The organism is Mycobacterium sp. 134, from assembly GCF_048282715.1.
GTDB classification, from domain to species: Bacteria; Actinomycetota; Actinomycetes; order Mycobacteriales; family Mycobacteriaceae; genus Mycobacterium; species Mycobacterium septicum.
Genome location: NZ_JBLVUN010000006.1, coordinates 31,737 through 49,409, shown reverse-complemented (window position 1 = coordinate 49,409; position 17,673 = coordinate 31,737). Strand labels below are relative to the sequence as shown.

General features: G+C 65.7%; 17 protein-coding genes and 4 pseudogenes. 10 read left to right on the top strand and 11 right to left on the bottom strand.

All coding sequences use genetic code 11. The features are described 5' to 3' along the window. The first annotated feature begins 68 nt into the window (after positions 1-68). Positions 69-1,261, top strand: a pseudogene (locus ACNQVK_RS03590) (alcohol dehydrogenase catalytic domain-containing protein). A 147-nt stretch (positions 1,262-1,408) separates the two neighbouring features. On the opposite strand, the gene ACNQVK_RS03585 reads toward ACNQVK_RS03590, so the two are convergent. Further along, entirely contained in the window at positions 1,409-2,041 is a 633-nt protein-coding gene (locus ACNQVK_RS03585) for an ImmA/IrrE family metallo-endopeptidase (RefSeq protein ID WP_048896588.1), read from the bottom strand. 63 nt (positions 2,042-2,104) lie between these two features. Here ACNQVK_RS03585 and ACNQVK_RS03580 point away from each other — a divergent pair, with 63 nt between their 5' ends. From ACNQVK_RS03580 to ACNQVK_RS03570, 3 genes and pseudogenes are all read left to right on the top strand, one after another. After that, on the top strand, positions 2,105-2,506 hold the full coding sequence (locus ACNQVK_RS03580; RefSeq protein WP_131811434.1) for a hypothetical protein: 402 nt from the start codon (positions 2,105-2,107) through the stop codon (positions 2,504-2,506). Then, positions 2,503-2,703, top strand: a complete 201-nt coding sequence (locus tag ACNQVK_RS03575; RefSeq protein WP_047040998.1) for a hypothetical protein — start codon at positions 2,503-2,505, stop codon at positions 2,701-2,703. The genes ACNQVK_RS03580 and ACNQVK_RS03575 overlap by 4 nt, the downstream gene beginning before the upstream one ends. 65 nt (positions 2,704-2,768) lie before the next feature. Beyond that, a pseudogene (locus ACNQVK_RS03570) lies at positions 2,769-3,827 on the top strand (IS256 family transposase); the annotation flags it as partial. A 7-nt stretch (positions 3,828-3,834) separates the two neighbouring features. On the opposite strand, the gene ACNQVK_RS03565 reads toward ACNQVK_RS03570, so the two are convergent. Both ACNQVK_RS03565 and ACNQVK_RS03560 read right to left on the bottom strand, forming a co-directional pair. After that, positions 3,835-5,790, bottom strand: coding sequence for a tyrosine-type recombinase/integrase (locus tag ACNQVK_RS03565; RefSeq protein ID WP_047040994.1), 1,956 nt, complete (start codon positions 5,788-5,790; stop codon positions 3,835-3,837). Further along, complete coding sequence (locus tag ACNQVK_RS03560) at positions 5,787-6,842, bottom strand: tyrosine-type recombinase/integrase (protein WP_024637592.1); 1,056 nt, start codon at positions 6,840-6,842, stop codon at positions 5,787-5,789. Before ACNQVK_RS03560 ends, ACNQVK_RS03565 begins: the two co-directional genes overlap by 4 nt. 82 nt (positions 6,843-6,924) lie before the next feature. Between ACNQVK_RS03560 and ACNQVK_RS03555 the strand changes: the two are divergent. The 3 genes and pseudogenes from ACNQVK_RS03555 to ACNQVK_RS03545 form a co-directional block, all read left to right on the top strand. Next, positions 6,925-7,161 (top strand): annotated as a pseudogene (locus ACNQVK_RS03555) (transposase); the annotation flags it as partial. Next, positions 7,053-7,358: pseudogene (locus ACNQVK_RS03550) on the top strand (DUF6527 family protein); the annotation flags it as partial. The pseudogenes ACNQVK_RS03555 and ACNQVK_RS03550, both read left to right, overlap by 109 nt. 18 nt (positions 7,359-7,376) lie before the next feature. Further along, entirely contained in the window at positions 7,377-7,574 is a 198-nt protein-coding gene (locus tag ACNQVK_RS03545; protein ID WP_064914460.1) for a hypothetical protein, read from the top strand. Positions 7,575-7,620: 46 nt separating this feature from the next. Here the strand turns inward: ACNQVK_RS03545 and ACNQVK_RS03540 are convergent, their stop codons facing one another. Then, positions 7,621-8,337 carry a hypothetical protein gene (locus tag ACNQVK_RS03540; protein WP_052773283.1) on the bottom strand — a complete coding sequence of 239 codons (717 nt, stop codon included), beginning with the start codon at positions 8,335-8,337 and terminating at the stop codon, positions 7,621-7,623. A 360-nt stretch (positions 8,338-8,697) separates the two neighbouring features. Here ACNQVK_RS03540 and ACNQVK_RS03535 point away from each other — a divergent pair, with 360 nt between their 5' ends. Next, positions 8,698-9,243, top strand: a complete 546-nt coding sequence (locus ACNQVK_RS03535) for a hypothetical protein (RefSeq protein ID WP_048896585.1) — start codon at positions 8,698-8,700, stop codon at positions 9,241-9,243. Between the two features lie 71 nt (positions 9,244-9,314). On the opposite strand, the gene ACNQVK_RS03530 is transcribed toward ACNQVK_RS03535, so the two are convergent. The 6 genes from ACNQVK_RS03530 to ACNQVK_RS03505 all read right to left on the bottom strand — a co-directional run bounded on the left by ACNQVK_RS03530 (position 9,315) and on the right by ACNQVK_RS03505 (position 14,699). Next, positions 9,315-10,286, bottom strand: a complete 972-nt coding sequence (locus ACNQVK_RS03530) for an IS481 family transposase (protein ID WP_047328144.1) — start codon at positions 10,284-10,286, stop codon at positions 9,315-9,317. Between the two features lie 116 nt (positions 10,287-10,402). After that, on the bottom strand, positions 10,403-11,035 hold the full coding sequence (locus ACNQVK_RS03525; RefSeq protein ID WP_003889255.1) for a vitamin K epoxide reductase family protein: 633 nt from the start codon (positions 11,033-11,035) through the stop codon (positions 10,403-10,405). Further along, positions 11,032-11,820: a DsbA family protein gene (locus tag ACNQVK_RS03520; protein ID WP_047041144.1), complete on the bottom strand. Its 789-nt coding sequence runs from the start codon at positions 11,818-11,820 to the stop codon at positions 11,032-11,034. Before ACNQVK_RS03520 ends, ACNQVK_RS03525 begins: the two co-directional genes overlap by 4 nt. 35 nt (positions 11,821-11,855) lie before the next feature. Beyond that, entirely contained in the window at positions 11,856-12,980 is a 1,125-nt protein-coding gene (locus tag ACNQVK_RS03515; RefSeq protein WP_418028589.1) for an alpha/beta hydrolase, read from the bottom strand. Positions 12,981-13,056: 76 nt separating this feature from the next. Then, positions 13,057-14,370 carry an IS256 family transposase gene (locus ACNQVK_RS03510; RefSeq protein ID WP_019344575.1) on the bottom strand — a complete coding sequence of 438 codons (1,314 nt, stop codon included), beginning with the start codon at positions 14,368-14,370 and terminating at the stop codon, positions 13,057-13,059. A gap of 107 nt (positions 14,371-14,477) precedes the next feature. Next, entirely contained in the window at positions 14,478-14,699 is a 222-nt protein-coding gene (locus ACNQVK_RS03505) for a helix-turn-helix domain-containing protein (RefSeq protein ID WP_080989707.1), read from the bottom strand. Positions 14,700-14,957: 258 nt separating this feature from the next. Here ACNQVK_RS03505 and ACNQVK_RS03500 point away from each other — a divergent pair, with 258 nt between their 5' ends. Continuing rightward, a complete protein-coding gene (locus tag ACNQVK_RS03500) occupies positions 14,958-15,098 on the top strand; it encodes a hypothetical protein (protein ID WP_156525811.1) in 141 nt (46 codons plus the stop codon). A gap of 60 nt (positions 15,099-15,158) precedes the next feature. After that, entirely contained in the window at positions 15,159-16,025 is an 867-nt protein-coding gene (locus tag ACNQVK_RS03495; RefSeq protein ID WP_047040723.1) for an aldo/keto reductase, read from the top strand. Between the two features lie 125 nt (positions 16,026-16,150). On the opposite strand, the gene ACNQVK_RS03490 is transcribed toward ACNQVK_RS03495, so the two are convergent. Next, the gene (locus ACNQVK_RS03490) at positions 16,151-17,488 is read right to left on the bottom strand and encodes an integrase catalytic domain-containing protein (protein ID WP_131721949.1); all 1,338 of its coding nucleotides are present in this window, start codon (positions 17,486-17,488) and stop codon (positions 16,151-16,153) included. Between the last annotated feature and the right edge of the window lie 185 nt (positions 17,489-17,673).

Here is a 17,673-nt window from a genome sequence, read left to right as displayed (position 1 = left end):
CAGTTCGCCACCAGGCCGACTGACCGTCACATCAGCACATCAATTGTGCTGCAAGGAGGTTCACAACCATGGCTGAAGGTAATCGCGCAGTCGTCTTCCACAATCCGGGGGACATGCGGGTCGATTCGCTGGAGTATCCGAAACTGGTCATGCCCAACGGCAAGAAGGCTCCCCATGGCGCGATCCTGAAAATGGTCGCCACCAACATCTGCGGCAGCGACCTGCACATCTTCCGAGGCTCTTTTCCTGTGCCCGAGGGGATGGTCATGGGCCACGAGATGACCGGTGAGGTCGTCGAAGTGGGCTCCGACGTCGAGTTCCTCACCGAGGGTGATCTCGTCTCGGTCCCGTTCAACGTTGCCTGCGGGCGGTGTCGCAACTGTAAGGCGCGCCGTACCGATGTCTGCGAGACCACGAATGCCGACGTCGCGTGCGGCGCGTACGGGTTCAACCTCGGCGACTGGCAGGGTGGTCAGGCCGAGTACCTGTTCGTCCCGTACGCCGACTTCCAATTGTTGCGGTTCCCGGACAAAGACCAGGCGATGGAGAAGATCCTTGATCTCGCCCTGCTTTCGGACATTTTGCCCACGGCCTTTCATGGCCTGATGGAGGCGGGCGCCAAGCCTGGCTCGACGGTGTATATCGCCGGTGCCGGTCCGGTCGGCCGCTGTGGTGCGGCGGCGGCGCGGCTGCTGGGTGCGTCCTGCATCATCGTCGGCGACTACTACCAGGACAGGCTTGATCTGGTGAAGAACAACGGGTGCGAGACGATCGATCTGAATAAGGACGTTCCGTTGCCCGACCAGATCGAGGCCATCCTGGGCGAGCGTGAAGTCGATTGTGCCGTGGACTATGTCGGTTCCGAAGCGCACGGCATCGGTAAGGAGGCGGAGGACCTTCAGCCGCAGGCTGCCATCAACCAGGTGCTGGAGGCCACTCGCGCCGGCGGCGCCACGGGCGTCATCGGCGTCTACGGACCTGACCCCCTGGCGCCGACAGAGGCCGGCAAGAAGGCACTTTCCCGCTCGACTTCGGCAAGGCGTGGATCAAGTCGCCGCGCGTGTCGGCGGGGCAGGCGCCGATCATGCACTATCACCGCGAACTGATGATGGCGATCCTGTGGGACCGCATGCCCTACCTGAGCCCCATGCTCAACAACAAGGTCATCAGCCTCGACGAGGCGCCGGACGTCTACGCGATCTTCGACCAGGGCTCATCCAACAAGTTCATCATCGACCCGCACGGAATGATCTCGGCGTAGGCGAGCATGCCGGGTGCCACCGCTTCCTCAGGGTTGAGGTGGCACCCGGTAAGCACTCCGCCCACCGGTAGGAGGCACGCATGATCGACTCGTCGTCGGTTGACGTCCGCTACCAGGGATTCTTCGACTGCGAGCTCGCTGCGTGTCTTAGGTGGGTGTCAAGTCGAAGCGGCGTTTGAGCCCGTTGCCTTTTCGCCATTCCCATAGGCCGCGGTGTTGGAGCTGTCCGACGACGATCCCTTCGCTGACATCGATGCGTGTGGCGAAGGCCTCCACCTCGGTGGTCGTGGTCAGTGCGGCGAGGTGGTGTTGCTCCCGCGGGGGGATGAGGGTGTTGGCCGCGAATCGGTTGGCCGCGTCTTCGATGTCGTCGCTCTCGGAGCCGTCGTCGATGAAGGTCTCCTTCTTCGAGTGCAAGAGAACGTGTCCGGCCTCGTGAAAGAACGAGAACCAGAACTGATCCTCGGTCTTGTAGCGATCGCTGAGAGCGATGACCGCTCTAGTGGGGCTGGACCACCAGGTGGCTCCGCTGATGCGGCATTTGTCGATCTCTGCGACATAGACGACGAGAACACCCTGGGCAGCGCATAAGCCTTGCAGTTCGTGCAGGAAGTCGTCGGTTCTGGTGAGTGTGCGGGCGTGATGGAGTGCGGTGCGGAATCCGTCCTTGTCGAAGGGTTCGGCGTGAAGATGCTGGGCGGTGAGCTCCCCGATCCGAATCCACGACGCCACCGACTCGGCGTGGCTGGTGAATGTGTTCGCCCGCTTGAACGAGGCCACTGGGCGACTCCATATGCGGCGCCACGCGGCCAGGTTGGCGACGCCGAAAAAGGCCAAGGCGGCGTGGTAAAGCTCCCGCCGGTCATTGGTGGTGGGCAGGTAACCGCGGAGTTGGAGAGCAGTGATCGGAAGATCTCGCAGCCAGGTGAGGTGCTCGCCTTCCAGCTCGACGTCGGGATGGGCCTGTACCTGGCCGAGCGCGGCATCGGCGGACAGGTCCGCATCACCAGCAGCCTTCCCGGCCACCGAGATCACCTCTGGGACGACCGCAAGCGGCTCCCCACCTCCGTCGCCGCCGCCGATCTCTACGGCCAGAACGTGCAAATCGTCGACATGAACGCACTCAACGCTGCCCTGGCGGTCAACCGGTGGAAGCGTCACGTCGGCATCTACGCCGACCTCGAAGGTGAGCACTTCAGCCTCTACGCCAGCGACGGCAACGACATCACCAACGAGGACCAGTGACGGTGCTACCCACGGATCGCTTCACCCATGAGTTCGTCGACTTCATCCCCGCCGACCTCGACGCCGGTGTCCTCTACGTGTCGCTGCCGTACGCCACCGTGATGCATCTCTGCGCCTGCGGATGCGCAGGTTGCGTCCAGCAGAGTGGTGTACGAGTCGGACCTGATCAGCGGTACCGGCGTGTCGTAGCCGACTGATTGAAGGTCATCGCGTGATTCTTCGAGGGACCGTCCAAAGTCACTCGAGCAAAGGAACCGACGCGATGACCACTGCCCACAATATCGACCTGCCCGCGGTGCTCGCCGAACGACTCACCACCGCCCATCCCGATGTGCTGCGCGAGCTGCTGGCCACGTTCATCCACACCCTGATGGGCGCGGAAGCCGACGCCCTGTGCGGCGCCGGATACGGCGAACGCAGTACCGAGCGCACCAACTCCCGCAACGGCTACCGCCATCGCCGATTCGACACCCGTGCCGGCAGTCTGGATCTTGCGATCCCGAAGCTGCGCCAGGGCTCCTACTTCCCGGACTGGCTGCTGGAACGGCGCAAACGCGCCGAACGGGCCCTGACCACCGTGGTGGCCACCTGCTATCTGCTCGGAGTCTCGACGCGGCGGATGGACAAACTGGTCGAGACCCTGGGGATCACGTCGCTGTCGAAGTCCCAAGTCAGCGTGATGGCCAAGGAACTCGACGCCGCCGTGGAGGCCTTCCGCACCCGCCCACTCGATGCCGGCCCCTACACGTTCATGGCCGCCGACGCGCTGGTCCTCAAGGTCCGCGAGGGCGGGCGGGTGGTCAACGTGCACGCCCTGATCGCCACCGGTGTCAACAACGACGGCTATCGGGAGATCCTCGGCATCGAAGTCACCACCGCCGAAGACGGGGCCGGCTGGCTGACGTTCCTGCGGTCGCTGACCGCCCGCGGCCTGTCGGGGGTCAAGCTGGTGACCTCCGATGCGCACGCCGGGCTGGTCGCCGCGATCGGCGCCACCTTGCCCGGGGCGGCCTGGCAGCGCTGCCGCACCCACTACACGACCAACCTCATGGCCGTCACCCCGAAGGCCTCGTGGCCGTGGGTCAAGACGCTGTTGCATTCGGTGTTCGACCAGCCCGACGCAGAATCCGTTGAGGCTCAATATGATCGGATCATCGACGCCCTGGCCGACAAGCTGCCCAAGACCGCCGAGCACCTGGAAGCCGCACGGGCGGATCTGCTGGCGTTCACCGCGTTCCCCAAACAGATCTGGCGCCAGATCTGGTCCAACAACCCCCAGGAACTTATCCGGCCCTCGGGGGCGCATCAACCCCAGGTGGTCGATTCGGTCAGCGGTCGAGGCGGTGCAGGTGGTCGGTCAACGCGTCGGCGACACGGTGGTGGCGGGCGGCTTCGTCGAGCCAGCCACGGGCGCGGGCATCTGCTTCGAGGGTTTGGATGTCGCTGCGTTGTGCCTTGAGTGCGCCTTGGAACTCGGGGCCGGTGACGAAGTTGTCGCAGGTTTCGCAGATGTTGGCATAGGGACAGGCGCCGGCACTCTGGTGGCGGGCGCAGTAGCCGTGGGCGACACGTGTTTTGAGCATCTCACTACCGAGCCAGCTGACCGCATCGGGGACGATGGGTTTGCCGACCGGAGTGAGAGTGAACTGTCGTCGCATCTTTCCCATGGCCTGGTCGTAGGCATCGCGCAGCGTCGGGGAGGCCAGGGTGGCGTAACGCAGCGTCATCTGCGGGGTGACATGTCCGAGCAGTGCCATCAAAGCCTGCAGGCTCATGCCCGCGTTCGCGAGTTCGGTGGCCCACGTGTGGCGTAGCTGATGCGGGGTTACCACCAACGGTGCGCCGCCAGTTCCGTGCAGCCCGCAGGACTCGACGGCGGCGAGCAGGCCTTTGCGTAACCGCGTCTGCCCGAGGCGGCGGCCGTGCGCGACGAACAGGAAATCGGTAGGCGCTCCGGTACGGGGATGCGGCAGTGGGCGGCAAACACCACGTCTGCTGGTCCACTGGTCCAACGCGGCAATGGTGTTGGCCGAGAGTGGAACCATGCGTTCGGTGGCGAGCTTGCCCAACGGAACTTTCAACCAGGTGCCGGCGGGTCCGTAGTCGATGACGCTGTCGAGTTCGAGGTCGAGCAGTTCCCCTATTCGCAGCCCGGCCCCGCGCAGCACCGTCAACCCGACGCGGGTAAACGTATCCTCCAGCTGGGCAACCGCGTTCATCACCGCGGCGTCGATATCAGGTGGCAGGGCGCGTGGCAGGGGTTGATCGAGTTTCGGGATATCGACGGCGAAGACCAGACGACGCGGCGGTGCCTGCTCCCAACCCCATTCGGTGATGTCATCGAGGAGGTTGCGCACGCTCAGCACCGTCGATTGGATCACGGCCTTGGAGATGGTGCGTCCTGCGCCGGCGGCGGCGCGTTGCCCACGCCAGGTGCGGGTGCGATTCCAGACCAGGAAACCCTCGATGTGACGGCGATCCAGATTCTCGAATGAGGTGAGTTCGGGATGAGTGGTGCTGAGATAGTCCGCGAACGGCAGCAGATCGTTGATCAACGATTCGACGGATTTCGGCCGCAGCACCGATGCCCTGACGGTGACGTAACGCAGCAGCGTCTGCCGGATCGGGCCGGTCATCGCCACGTCGGCGAAGCGTTGGGCGTAGCTGCGGGCCCACCGCCGACGCTGTGGTGGTGTGTCGACGATGCGGGCGTGAAAAAGCATCTGCCGCAGCCCGGCGATCCGGTTGCGGTAGGCGCGCCTCGACGATGCCGGGATCGACTGTGTGGCAGCCAGTGCGGCATCGAACTTGTCGACCGTGCCGTTGGTGACATCGTGGACGAGTCCGCCGTGCCAGGCGAGCAGCACCGCCAGGCATTCACCCAGGACCGTCTCGATCCATTGCGGTGTCCAGCCCAAGGCCAGCCCGGCCGTGCGCACGGCGGCGAATCCGTCCGGGTCGCGGTCCTCGACGGCCCGGCCGAGGCCAGTGAGGTTCTTGACGGCCGCGAGTTCGAGGTCGAGCCGTAACGCGCCCCGGCCAACGACATGACACAGCAATGGCCACGCCCCGCTGTGGCGCAGCTCGGCCAACCGCTCGGCCGCCGGTCGAGTCATCCAGTCCTGCAGATCCGGGTGCTCGGTCAGGAAGGTGCTCGCGCTGCGGGTGCGACCACGCACCGACCTGCCACTGAGACCTAGGCCGGAAACGTACTCGAGATAGTCGTCCAGCACCGCATCCGAGTCGGCCAGTAGGTCGATCGATGCGAGCGTCCGGTTGGTCATCGTCGTGTCCCAGCGAGGCTGGCGCGAGCCGCACCGTATTCGGCGGCGAGTTGTTCGACCGACAGGTGCACGTAGCCGGCGGTGGTTTCCGGGGACACGTGGCCCATCAACTCCCGCAGCACCATCAGATCGATGCCAGCAGAGGCGAGTTCAGTGCCGTAGGTATGACGGAGCCGATGCGGACGTACCCTCGTCGCACCGGAGTGGTCTCGGTGCCGCCGAAACAGCGACCGCAGTCCGGCCTCGCTGACCGGGGCCCCCGCGGAGGGTCCGCGCAGCACCACGAAACACTCCTCGGTCGCCAACCCTGGTGGGCGTTCCAGGCGCAGATAGGCCGACAGTTCGGTGAAGAATGCTGCATCGACCGGCACCACCCGTTCCTTTGAGCCTTTGCCGAGCACCCGCACTCGTCGCCGGCCGAAGTCGATGTCGGCCAACCGCAAGGATCGCACCTCGGCGCTGCGTAAGCCCCCGAATAGCATCGCCCACACCATCGCCCGATCCCGATGGGTTCGCAACGACGCCACGAACCGCTCGACTGCATCCGCGTCGAGGGACTCGGGCAGCAATCGCGGTTGCCGCACCAGTCGGCCTCCGGCCCGAGGCCGACCCGGGCCCAGATGCCCGAGCGGCCCCCGCGCCACCGGTCGCAGTCCCTGCCCGCGCCGCGGTGAGGGCACCGGGTTGTCGGTACGTATCCCAGTCATCACCAGGTACTCGAACAATGCCCGCACCGCCGCGACCCGCCGGTTAATCGTCGATGCCGCCGCGCTCCCGCCATTCCTTCTCGCCGGGTTGCACCGGGGGTCACGGCGCACGTCCTGCCAGTCGATCCACTCGAACACCTCCACCGGCGTCACCGCCGCCACCGCGAGATCACGGTCGAGCAGGAACCGAGCCAAATTGAGCACATCGAAGGCATACGCCCGCACCGTCGCCGCACTGAACCCGCGTCCGACCAGATGCACCAGGAATGCGTTCGCCGCTGCGCACCCCTCCCACGGGCCGTCGATCGCATAGCCCTCGCTGCTGGTACGCACCCGAACAGTCATCGCCTACCCCTCTCGGCCCTGTCAGCATGCGCCCCGCATGACCGGCGGCCTCGAACCTCACGCCGCATCCACGGTCGTGTCGTGGGAGGGCCGGTTAACCGATAGGCTCAACAAGGAGATCCGACGCCGCACCGACGTCGTCGGCATCTTCCCCGACCGCGACGCCCTCATTCGCCTGGTCGGCGCCGTGCTGGCCGAACAACACGACGAATGGGCCGAATCCCGCCGCTACCTCGGCCTAGACGTGCTGAGCAAATCACGCACCGTCAACGACGCCCCGACAGAACAGGAGGACACCCCCGCGGCACTGACCGCCTGAACCATCACCACGAAGAATCACACGACGACGTCGTACACCACGTCCGTGGACTTGACCGATGCGCAACGAAGGTCGCGTCCGCACTCGACCCGACTGACTACGCCATCACTTTCGACGGGGAGACCATCAGCCTGTCCCCCTCGATCGGCAACTGGAACTTTCACTGCCGATCCCACTACGTCATTCGACGCGGCCAGGTGCGCTGGATGCCCGCCATGAGCGACGCGGACATCGCCGCCGGACGCCACCGCGATCGACGGGCCAAGACAGCCCGCGACGAACTCTTCGACGCCCCAACCCCACCCCGCGTCACCCCGGAGAACGACACCACGCCCGTCGGCGGACACGGCCACATTCGGCAGCGGGTCACCGTGGCGATCAAAGGTCTCATCGCCACGATCAGGGGCCGCTGAGCATCTCGTAACGGGCATGCCCGAGGCCGCGCGGATCGCGTTGTCGCTACTCGTTCTTGTGTGCAGCGCGGGCGGCGGCGCGGCGTTGTTGGCGACTCATCCGCACGCCCGGATCACCACCCCAAGGGGCGTCGCGGGTGCCGCCGTCGCTGGTCTCCAGCATGGGGATGGTGGGGTGCGCCAATTCCGCCCGCAACTCGGCAATGAGGGTTGTTTGGGCCAACGACTCAGCGCGCAGGGTGGCCACCTCGCGGCGGCGCTCCTCGGCCCTGTCGGCGTCGGCCTGAAGGTGGCGGCGTAGCCGCTGGACGTCACCGCGGGCAGCCCGGTATTCGGGTTCCTGGTCCAGGGCGTGCTGGCGGGCAATCGAGACGGCGAAGTCCTCCATGTCGGCGCGCAGTTCGGTGTGCAAAGTGTCGTGGGTGTACCTGTAGATCAGGGTGTCCAAGAGCTGGCGGCAGTGCACCGGGGAGCTCAAGAACAACCGCGCCAGGGTGCCCATTGACGGGATCGCCAGCCGGGCATCGGAGTCGGGGCGATGGGATCGCGGCACCTCCACCACCGTCACTGCCGACCCGGCGTTGCGGGCGGCGACCCGCTCTGCGGAGGCCAGCCGGCGGCACGCCCCCGAGCACCACACCGGGCGCCGACCCCGCCCGCGGTCGGGCATGTCGAAGACCGTTCCGCACCGCGGACAGGTCCGGGTGGTGTCGACTCTGGCGGCCAGAGCCGCCGGGTCCGCGTCGGTGTTCGTGCCGTCCACGCCGCCCCCTTCCGTTCCCAGTTGTGACCGTCATTCTATTTCGTCTGGGACGCTATGTGATGGTTTCGCGACCTGAATGCAAAAGGTGTGTGGTTCGGCGGTGAGCTCGGGAAGGCCCGTGGCGTGGACGGGGATGGGCGGCAGCAGACGGTCAGGCCGGGGACGGGGTGGCAAGGACACGGTGGACCGGTTCGAACGGACACGAATGGGCTTGTGAGCAGCGGTGGAGGGTGGCGGAGCGAGGGCGCGGGTGACCGGCCGGTGTTGGGCTCCCGGACGCGACCGCGACCGGCGTGCACGTTGTGCCAATGTGCCAGACGTCTTCGGGGGTGTGTCGGTGGTGGGTGTGAGCATTGACGGGTGGACGACGGTGGGGACCTGGTGGTGCCGGCGGAGTGTGTGGCGTGGTGTCGTGGCCAGGACGTCGGGGTGAGTGTGTGCGATGACATGGCCGAGGTGGATCTGGAGTGGTGGAATGCCCGTCTGGCTCGGCACGCGATCCCCACCCGGATCGTCGGCCGCGATGTCGACGGCCTGCCCACCGATCATGGCGTCGGCTATCTGCGCCGTGCGGATCTCATCGGGAACGTCGATGGCGGCGTGGACGCCGACACGTCACGTAATGGTGGGTCGGTGGATCTGGGCGTGCTGTATCGCGCTGCGGCGTGGCTGTCGGGGCACCCCGGCCGTGACCGGCGGCGGTGCTTTCCCGACGTCCGCACCTTCGCATCGTCTGGTGGCGAGCGGGATGCGGTCACCGCCGTGCTGTTGGCATGCCGACAGACTCCTTGGCAGGCGATACCGGACGCCGCGTCTGCACGGCGGTGGTCCGGGTGGCCCTGCGTGTCCGGTGTCGGGCCTAATGGGAGTCGATCAGCGAGTTTTCACCCGATAGCGATCTGTTGAGGGGACGCTGGTCACCGAGCCGCTGGTCGGTGAGCACTGTGTCGGCCTGGAATGCAGTTCGATTCCTAGCGCTAGTTGTTCTTCACGGGTAGGTTGTGAACGCGTAGGCGCTCGATTGGTGTCATTCCGCCGATGCCGGTGTGGGGTCGGTGGTGATTGTAGTGATGCAGCCAGTGCTGGTAGGTTCCGGCGCGTTCGGCCTCAGAGCGGTAGGTCTGCGCATAGGCCCATTCGGTGGTCAGGGTGCGGTTGAATCGCTCGACTTTGCCGTTGGTCTGTGGCCGGTAGGGCCGGGTCCTCTTGTGGGTGATGTCGGGGCCGAGCGCTTCAGCGAAATTCTTTGACCGGTAACAGGATCCATTGTCGGTCAACACTCGTTTGACGGTGATGCCGTGGTCGGCGAAGAACGCGTTGGCGCGTTTCCAGAATCCCGCGGCGGTTTCTTTGCGTTCGTCGGTGAGGTCCTCGGAGTAGGCCAGCCGGGAGTGGTCATCAACGGCGTGGTGCAAGAACGTGTATCCCATGCCGCAGCGGTTGCGCCGGCCGGCTTGGCGACCCAGCTTGCGATGGCCGCCCCCGTCGGGGATGCGGCCCAGTTTCTTGACGTCGACATGGACCAAGTCGCCGGGAGCCGGGTGCTCATAGCGGCGGGGTTTGGGCCGGCGTACCGGTAACCCGGTGTTTTGGTCCAGGTGCCGCAGCAATGGCATCCGGTAGCGGCGCAGCACCGCCTCAACGGTCGAGCGTGGCAGGTGCAGGTAAGCGGCGATGCGATGTGGGCCCCAGCGCCGGGTGAAGCGCAGGTTGACGATGCGCCGCTCACGTCGTTTCGGCAACCGCAACGGACTGCGATGCGGCCGGCTGGGCCGGTCTACCATCGCTGCTTCGCCACCGTCGCGATAACGGTCGGCCCATTTCTTGGCTGTGGCCACCGAACATTGGAACCGCTCAGCCGCGCGCCGCAAACTCCAGCCCTGATCAACAACCGCCTGCGCAAGCCGCAACCGCCCACGAGGAGTCAACGAAGCATTAGCGTGGACCATGAGGACCTCTCGGTAATCGGATGTGCGTATTTGGTAACCACACCGATACCGGAGGTCCTCACCTACTTCCGCTCACCACGCCGTTCACAACCTGTCTGGGAGTTACACCTAGATCCTCAGAGCAGAGTGGACCAGTAACTCCAGAACCGCACCAGGCACAACAGGATCACCGCGGTGAACCACAGCGCCACGATCGACCAGCGCCAGGTGTGCAGCCCGCGCAGCACGGCGTTGCCGCGCTGCGGCTGCACCGCGATCGTCGTCACCACGACCAGCAGCGGGATGGTCATCGACCACACCACCATGCAGTACAGGCACAGCGCGCCGATGGTGAACACGCTCTGGTAGATCAGCCAGTGCACGAACACCGTGCCCAGCAGCGTGCCGACCGCCAGCCCGGCCCAGTACCAGCGGGGCAGCTGAACCCGGGCCACCGCGAGCACCCCGGTCACCAGCACGACGGTGAACGACACGATGCCGATCAGCGAGTTCGGGAAACCGAACACGGCGGCCTGCGGGGTGACCATCACCGAACCGCAGGACAGCACCGGGTTGAGGCTGCACGTCGGCACGTAGGCCGGGTTCTTGAGCAGCTCGACCTTCTCGATGGTCAGCGCCAGCGCCGACGAGAGGCCCACCACGCCGGCGATCAGGACCCACAGCGCGCTCAGCCTCCCGACGTGCACCCCACCGTGCTCGGGGCTGTCCGGCTCGGCCGGGGACACCTCCCCTGGCGCGCTCACGCTCATGGAGCGGGAGCGGGAGCGGGCGCCGGGGTCGTCGGATCCGGATTCGGCGGCGGCGCACCGGCGTCGAGCACGGGCAGGTCACCGACGATGCTCCTGATCTCGTCGATCAGCGCGTCGGGGGTCGTCGGCTTGTAGTCCTTGCCGTTGATGCGGATGGTCGGGGTGGCCTTGACCTCGGTCGCCTTGGCCATGCCCTTGACCATGTCGTCGTAGCGGCCCTTCTCGATGCAGTTCGGGACGTCGCCGACGACGCCGGCCTGGCGCGCCACCTCGGTCAGCCGGGCCTCGTCCGGGAACGGGCCGACGCCCTCGGGCGGCTGCTGGGCGTACAGCGCGGCGTGGAAGCGGCGGAACGCCTCGGTGTCGGCTTCGGCCACGCAGTAGGCGGCGTTCGCGGCGCGGGTCGAGTACCCCTGGCCGGCCCGGTCCAGGATCGAGACCATGTAGTAGTCGGCCGCCACGGCGCCGCTGTCGATCAGCCGGTTGATCGTCGGGCCGAAGGCCTTCTCGAAGTTGCCGCACGCCGGGCACAGGAAGTCCTCGTAGAGCGACAGCACGGCCTTGGGCTCGCCGTCGTCACCGGTGATGACGTCGCTGGACGCCACCCGGATCGGCTTGGCCTCACCCTCGCCGGGCTTGTCCTCCTTGGTCATGACGATGTAGAGCACCAGCGCGACGGCGAAGATCACGACGATCGCGGTCAACCCGATCTGTACGGCCAGATTGCGTTTCTTGTCGGCCGCCTTCAGGTCGTACTTCGGGGTCTTCTTCGGTTTCGAGGCCACGGGGACAAGCGTACCGGCGGCGTTTTCGCGGCCCGTCAGACGCCGCGCAGACGGGTGCGCAGACGGGTGCGCAGACGGGTGCGCAGCGCGCTGATCATGTCGGCGACCGCGGCCGCGCAACCGCCCCCGATCGGGAACATGTTGGCGAAGCCGTGGATCAGCGCACCGGCCTGCCGCAGGTCGACGGCCACCCCGGCGGCGCGCAGTGCCTCGGCGTAGGCCACGCCCTCGTCGCGCAGTGGGTCGAAGCCGCCGGTCAGCACCAGTGCAGGCGCGAGCCCGGACAGGTCGTCGGCCAGCAGCGGTGACACGACCGGATCGGTGATCTGCACCGACGCACCGGTGACGTACTTGTCGGCGGACCACTCGATGTCGGCCTTCGTCAGGAAGTAGCCGGAGGCGAACAGGGTCTGCGACCGGGTCTCGCCGCTGGGGTTGGTCCACGGGTAGATGAGCAGTTGCAGCGCCGGTTGCGGCACTCCTTCGGCGCGGGCGCGCTGGGCGACGACGGCGGCGATGTTGCCGCCGGCGCTGTCCCCGCCGACCGCGACGCGGTCCGGGTCGGCACCGAGTTCGGCGGCGTGCTCGCGCGCCCAGCGGTAGGCGGCGAACCCGTCGTCGGCGGCGGCGGGCGCCTTGTGCTCGGGGGCCAGCCGGTAGTCGACCGACAGCACGTGCACCCCGGCGTCGCGGCAGATCAGCCGGCACAGGTCGTCGTGGCTGTCGAGGTCGCCGATCACGAAGCCGCCGCCGTGGAAGAACACCAGCAGCGGGGCGGCCGTGTCGGCGGTGGATGTGGGCGGAACGTAGTGGCGGGCCGGGATCTCACCGTCCCCGCCGGTCACGGTGAGATCTCTCACCGCGGCCACCGGGATCGCCTGCCGGAACCCGCCGGACAGGTCGCGCAGCTGCGCCCGCGCCGCCGCCACGTTGTTGGTGCCACCGTCGATCCCGACCAGCTTCTGCCCGGCGAGCATCAGCTGCACCGTGGTGTCGAGGGTGTTGCCGTCCACCGTCACCGTGCGGCCCGCCAGCAGCAGGCGTTTCACCGGGTCGGGGATGCGCGGCAACGCGCGCAGGGTGACACCCGCCATCGCGGTGACGAGCGCCTCCTTGCGTCCCGGGCTGTACGCGCCGTCAGCTGGCAGACTCGCAGTCATGGCATCTCCCTTGATCACGCTGAATGACGGTAATGCGATCCCCGAGAAATAGTCAAATCCTGTGGATCGAGGGTCGTCAGGCGACCTCGGACACTGGGGTGTCGGGCGATGGTTCCGGGGTGATGTCGACCGGACGTTCGAGGAGCTTGCCCTGGTGGAACACTGCGCCGGCCCGCACCAACGCCACCAGGTGTGGTGCGTTGACCGCCCGCCACCGCGACTGCGCTGCTTCGATCAGCTTGTAGGCCATCGCCATGCCCGCCGCCCGTGATCCCGGGCCCTTGGTCACCCTGGTCCGAAGCCGAACCGTCGCGAAGGTCGATTCGATCGGGTTCGTGGTGCGTAGATGCACCCAGTGCTCGGCGGGATACCGGAAGTACTCGAGCAGCACGTCGGCGTCATCGACGATTTTCTTCACCGCTTTCGGGTACTTCGCGCTGTAGTCACGTTCGAACGCTGCGATCGCCAACTGCGCCTTGTCGATGTCCTCGGCCCCGATGATCTCCTTCATCGCCGCCAACGCACCCGGATGCGCCGATTTCGGGAGTGCAGCAAGAACGTTGGCTTGTTTGTGGAACCAGCAGCGTTGTTCGCGGGTGGCGGGGAACACCTCCCGCAGTGCCCGCCAGAATCCCAAAGCTCCGTCCCCGACCGCGAGCGCCGGCGCGCGCATCCCGCGGCGGCGGCAATCCCGCAGCAGGTCCGCCCAGGACTCGGTGGACTCTCGGTAGCCGTCGGCCAGGGCGACGAGTTCCTTGCGGCCGTCCGCCCGCACCCCGAGCATCACCAACAGGCAGAGCTTTTCCTGCTCGAGCCGGACTTTCAGGTGGATGCCGTCGACCCACAGGTACACGTAGTCGACCTGCGAGAGGTCCCTGGTGCCGAAGGCCTTCGCCTCGTCCTGCCACTGGGCCGTGAGCCGGGTGATCGAGGATGCGGACAGTCCGGCGCCGGTGCCGAGGAACTGTTCGAGCGCCGGCCCGAAGTCACTGGTTGACAGGCCGTGCAGGTACAGCAGCGGCAGCACCTCCGATACCTGCTCGGACTTGCGAGCCCAGGCGGGCAGGATCGCCGAGGAGAACCGCTTGCGCTCGCCGGTATCGGGGTCGATCCGCTTGTCGTTCACGCGGGGCGCCTTCACCGCCACCGCACCCGCCGAGGTCACGACCTCACGTTCGGCGTGGTATCCGTTGCGGACCACCAGTCGGTGGCCGTGTTCGTCGACCTCACCGGCATACCGGGCTACATAGTCGGCGACCTCGGCCTGCAACGCCGCGGCCAGCATCTGCCGGGCACCGTCGCGGACGATCTGGTCGAGCAACGACCGGCCCGCACCGGCCGCATTGCGGGTCTCGTTGGAGTCGTCGTTGTTGTCTACTACCGTGAGCACGGGCGTGCCTTCCCGCCAGCGCGCCAACGCTGGTCTTGATCAGAATTCGGATTCCTTGCAGATCATCTTCCGGGAAGGCACGCCCGCCCGGGATCCACAGGTTCTGATCATTGCTCAAGGTGCGGATGGGCCACCGCCAGCAGCTTATGGCTCAGCAGATAGGCATCCCCGATCTCCAGCACTGCTAGCCGCAAGGAATAGCCACTGGCGTCGTAGGACAGATAACCCAGGTATTCCAGGGTGAGGATGAATCGCCCCGCCGCGGTCCTGGCGATCCCGACGAACTCGGCAACATCCGAGACCGACAATGGCCTGTCCTGGCTGCTGATAGGCCTTCAGCACGGACAAAGCCCGGGCCAACGCCTCGACATGGCCCGGGTCGCTCTTCTTCAAAAGGGAGGCGGTCTCCGGGAGGCTTGGCCCTATCCGAAGCTATCTCATGGCGATGCGTTTAATGGCCCCCACTGGCGAGGATTACAGGCCAGACGGCGCTGGGCGGGCGGCTACCACTGCCACACCGGCAGATCTCGCCAGTTCTCTGCTGAACGGAATTAACATCTGGACAGCAGTTATGCGTTGTGCTTCACTTGCTGGATTACGGCGACCGTGCCGAGCTGCCGCATCTGGCCAGTCTGTTCGACATCGACAACAAGTGTGGCGGCGGCGTTGGCTTGCAGGAGGCAAACGCCTACCTTGAGCTGACCGCACCCGTGATGGCCCAAACATAAAGAGCTGAGGCTTCAGCCGTTTAGCAAACTATCGACAGATCCGAAAGACGAGGCCCTCCGATGATAAATGAAACGAGTACGGCTCCGAGACCAGGTGCGACCTCAAGGCTGCCCTTGCTGAACGGACACAGTATGCCGCGGATCGGCCTCGGAACATGGCCGATGCTGGACGCCGAATGCGAGCAAGCCGTCCGCTGTGCCGTGCAGACCGGCTACAGGCTGGTCGACACGGCCGTTCAATACCGCAACGAAGAAGCCGTGGGCCGCGGCATCAGAACCGCCGGCGTCCCGCGGGCGGAACTCTTTATTTCCAGCAAGTTCAACAAGGAGTCCCACAGCGTCGACGGCGTCCGTCGGGCGTACGACGAAAGCCTGCGGAAGCTTAGGGTCGACTATCTGGACATGTTCATGTGCCATTGGCCGGTGCCGGCGCTTGGCGCGTATGCGGAGGCATGGAAAGGCCTTGTAACCCTGTTAGAGGAAGGCGCCGTCAAGGCCATCGGCGTCTCCAACTTCAAGCCGGCCCACCTGAGGAAAATCATCGAAGCGACCGGAGTCGTTCCGGACGTCAACCAGATTCAGCTAAGTCCTGCTCTGGCGCGCACACAACCGCGTGCGGTCCACCGGGAGCTGGGAATCCTCACCCAATCCTGGAGCCCGATCGGCCGTGAATCCGGACTGCGTGCGAACCCCCTTGTGGTGGCCATCGCCGACCGTCTGAACAGGTCACCTGCCCAGGTCCTGCTGCGATGGCACATTCAGCAGGACCTGGTGCCCATCCCGCAGGCTTCGGACCCCGTCTGGTTGAGAGAGAACATCTCTGCGTTCGATTTCACCCTGACCGCCGACGACATGAACGATCTGGCCCGCCTGGATATGGGCGAAACTGCTGCGCGGGACTCAGATGCTGCGGAAAACGGTCACTGAATCCCGGCCAACGGACGCGGTCCGGCGGGGCCTCGGCCACTCGGCCGACTGGGGCCGTGGTGCCTCATGTCAAGATGCTCGCCAAATGATTCCTGCGTGCCTCATCTATTGTGCTCGCGAAAGTCTCATGCTGCGTGGGGTGCTTGGGAGTAGGTCTTGGCGGCGGCCAGCCGGATGAGTCGCTGCTGGATCTCGTTGATCCGGTTCGTCAGGCCGGCCAGGTCCAGACTGGCGTAGAGCTCGTCCAGGTAGTGACGTTGGGGTTCGAGCATGATCCCGGTGTCCTTGATCCGGTCTGCCGGGGTCCGCGGGTCGTCGTAGCTGCGCACTGACTTCCCCTTGCGGCTCAGGTGATATCCGGTGACTTTCTTGGTGGGCAGGAACAGGTTTTTGCGCAGGTTCACCAGCGGCCAGAGCTCGTTCAGGAGCCCCAATTCAGCATCGGTGTCGTAGCGGTAGTTGAACGCCGAGCGGCGGACGACGGCCTCGTTTTTCTGCTCCACGAACGGGTTGTCGTTGGAGTGGTGGGGCCGGGACCGGGTCATGCGGATGTTATGGGCATTGCACCAGGTAGTGACCGGATCGTTGAGGAATTCAGAGCCGTTGTCGCTATGGATGTGGTCGATGGGGTATGGGAATTCGTCCAGGATTTCATCCATCGCCTTGACCACCCATTTGGCGGCTTTGTTCTTGATCGCCCGGTTGCTGGTCCAGCCGGTGTACACGTCCGTGGCGGTCAGTGTGAATGCGTACTGGCCTTTGGCATTGTTGCCGCAATGCGCGACCGTATCGATGGCAACCAGGCCAGGCTGCCAGTCAATATCCGGGATGCGGGACATGATCGGGATCGACTCGGTGTACTGGTTCCGCCGCGACCTGGTCGTGGACTTCCCGTCCGGATACATCGAGAGCTTGAACGGTGCCAGCAGCCGGTCGATCGTTGCCGCGCTCATCGCCAGCAACTGGTCATGCACTGCGGGGCTGTAACGGGCCCGCACCCTCCCGAAAGCGCCAGCGCGGATATGGGCGTCCATGTTGGCCAGTGTGGTGCCCATGACCGCGGCCAGGTACTTCCCGCAGGGCTGCCCAGCCACGACCCAGACCTGCTGGAGCACCTTCACCGTGTCATAGCCATACGTCGGCGGTCTCGGCTTGCGCACCTCCATACGGGCCGGGCCCCGCCGCTTGAAGGCCCTGCCCAGCTGCCGCCGGGCATTCGCCCTCGACCAGCCCACCTCCGCCACCAACCGGTCCAGGATCTCGCCCTTGGCCTTCTTCGACGCCGCCACATACGCGCCGGCTTCCTTCTTAGTGATTTCCCTGCGCGCAGACAACGTCAACCCATACATCCCTCCAGCACACCAAAGCACCCGACCATGCACCAGAGATTTCGCGAGCATTTCCCAAATGAGCGTGCCAGCGCCGCTGCGCGCCGTGGGTGTCGAAAGTCCCTCTTGACGCACCTTGCCTCTGGTGAATCGGATGGCTCAGCGGGATGATGGTGGTGTCTGCCGTGTCCGACGCCGGTCGTTCCTTGGTGCTGTTGTTTGGCCCGTAAATGAGCGTGGTGCGGAGGGTTCCACGGGAACCGTGGATTGTTGCTGTGAGCACGAGTATTAGAGTCCTGATTTAATTCCACCCTCTACAT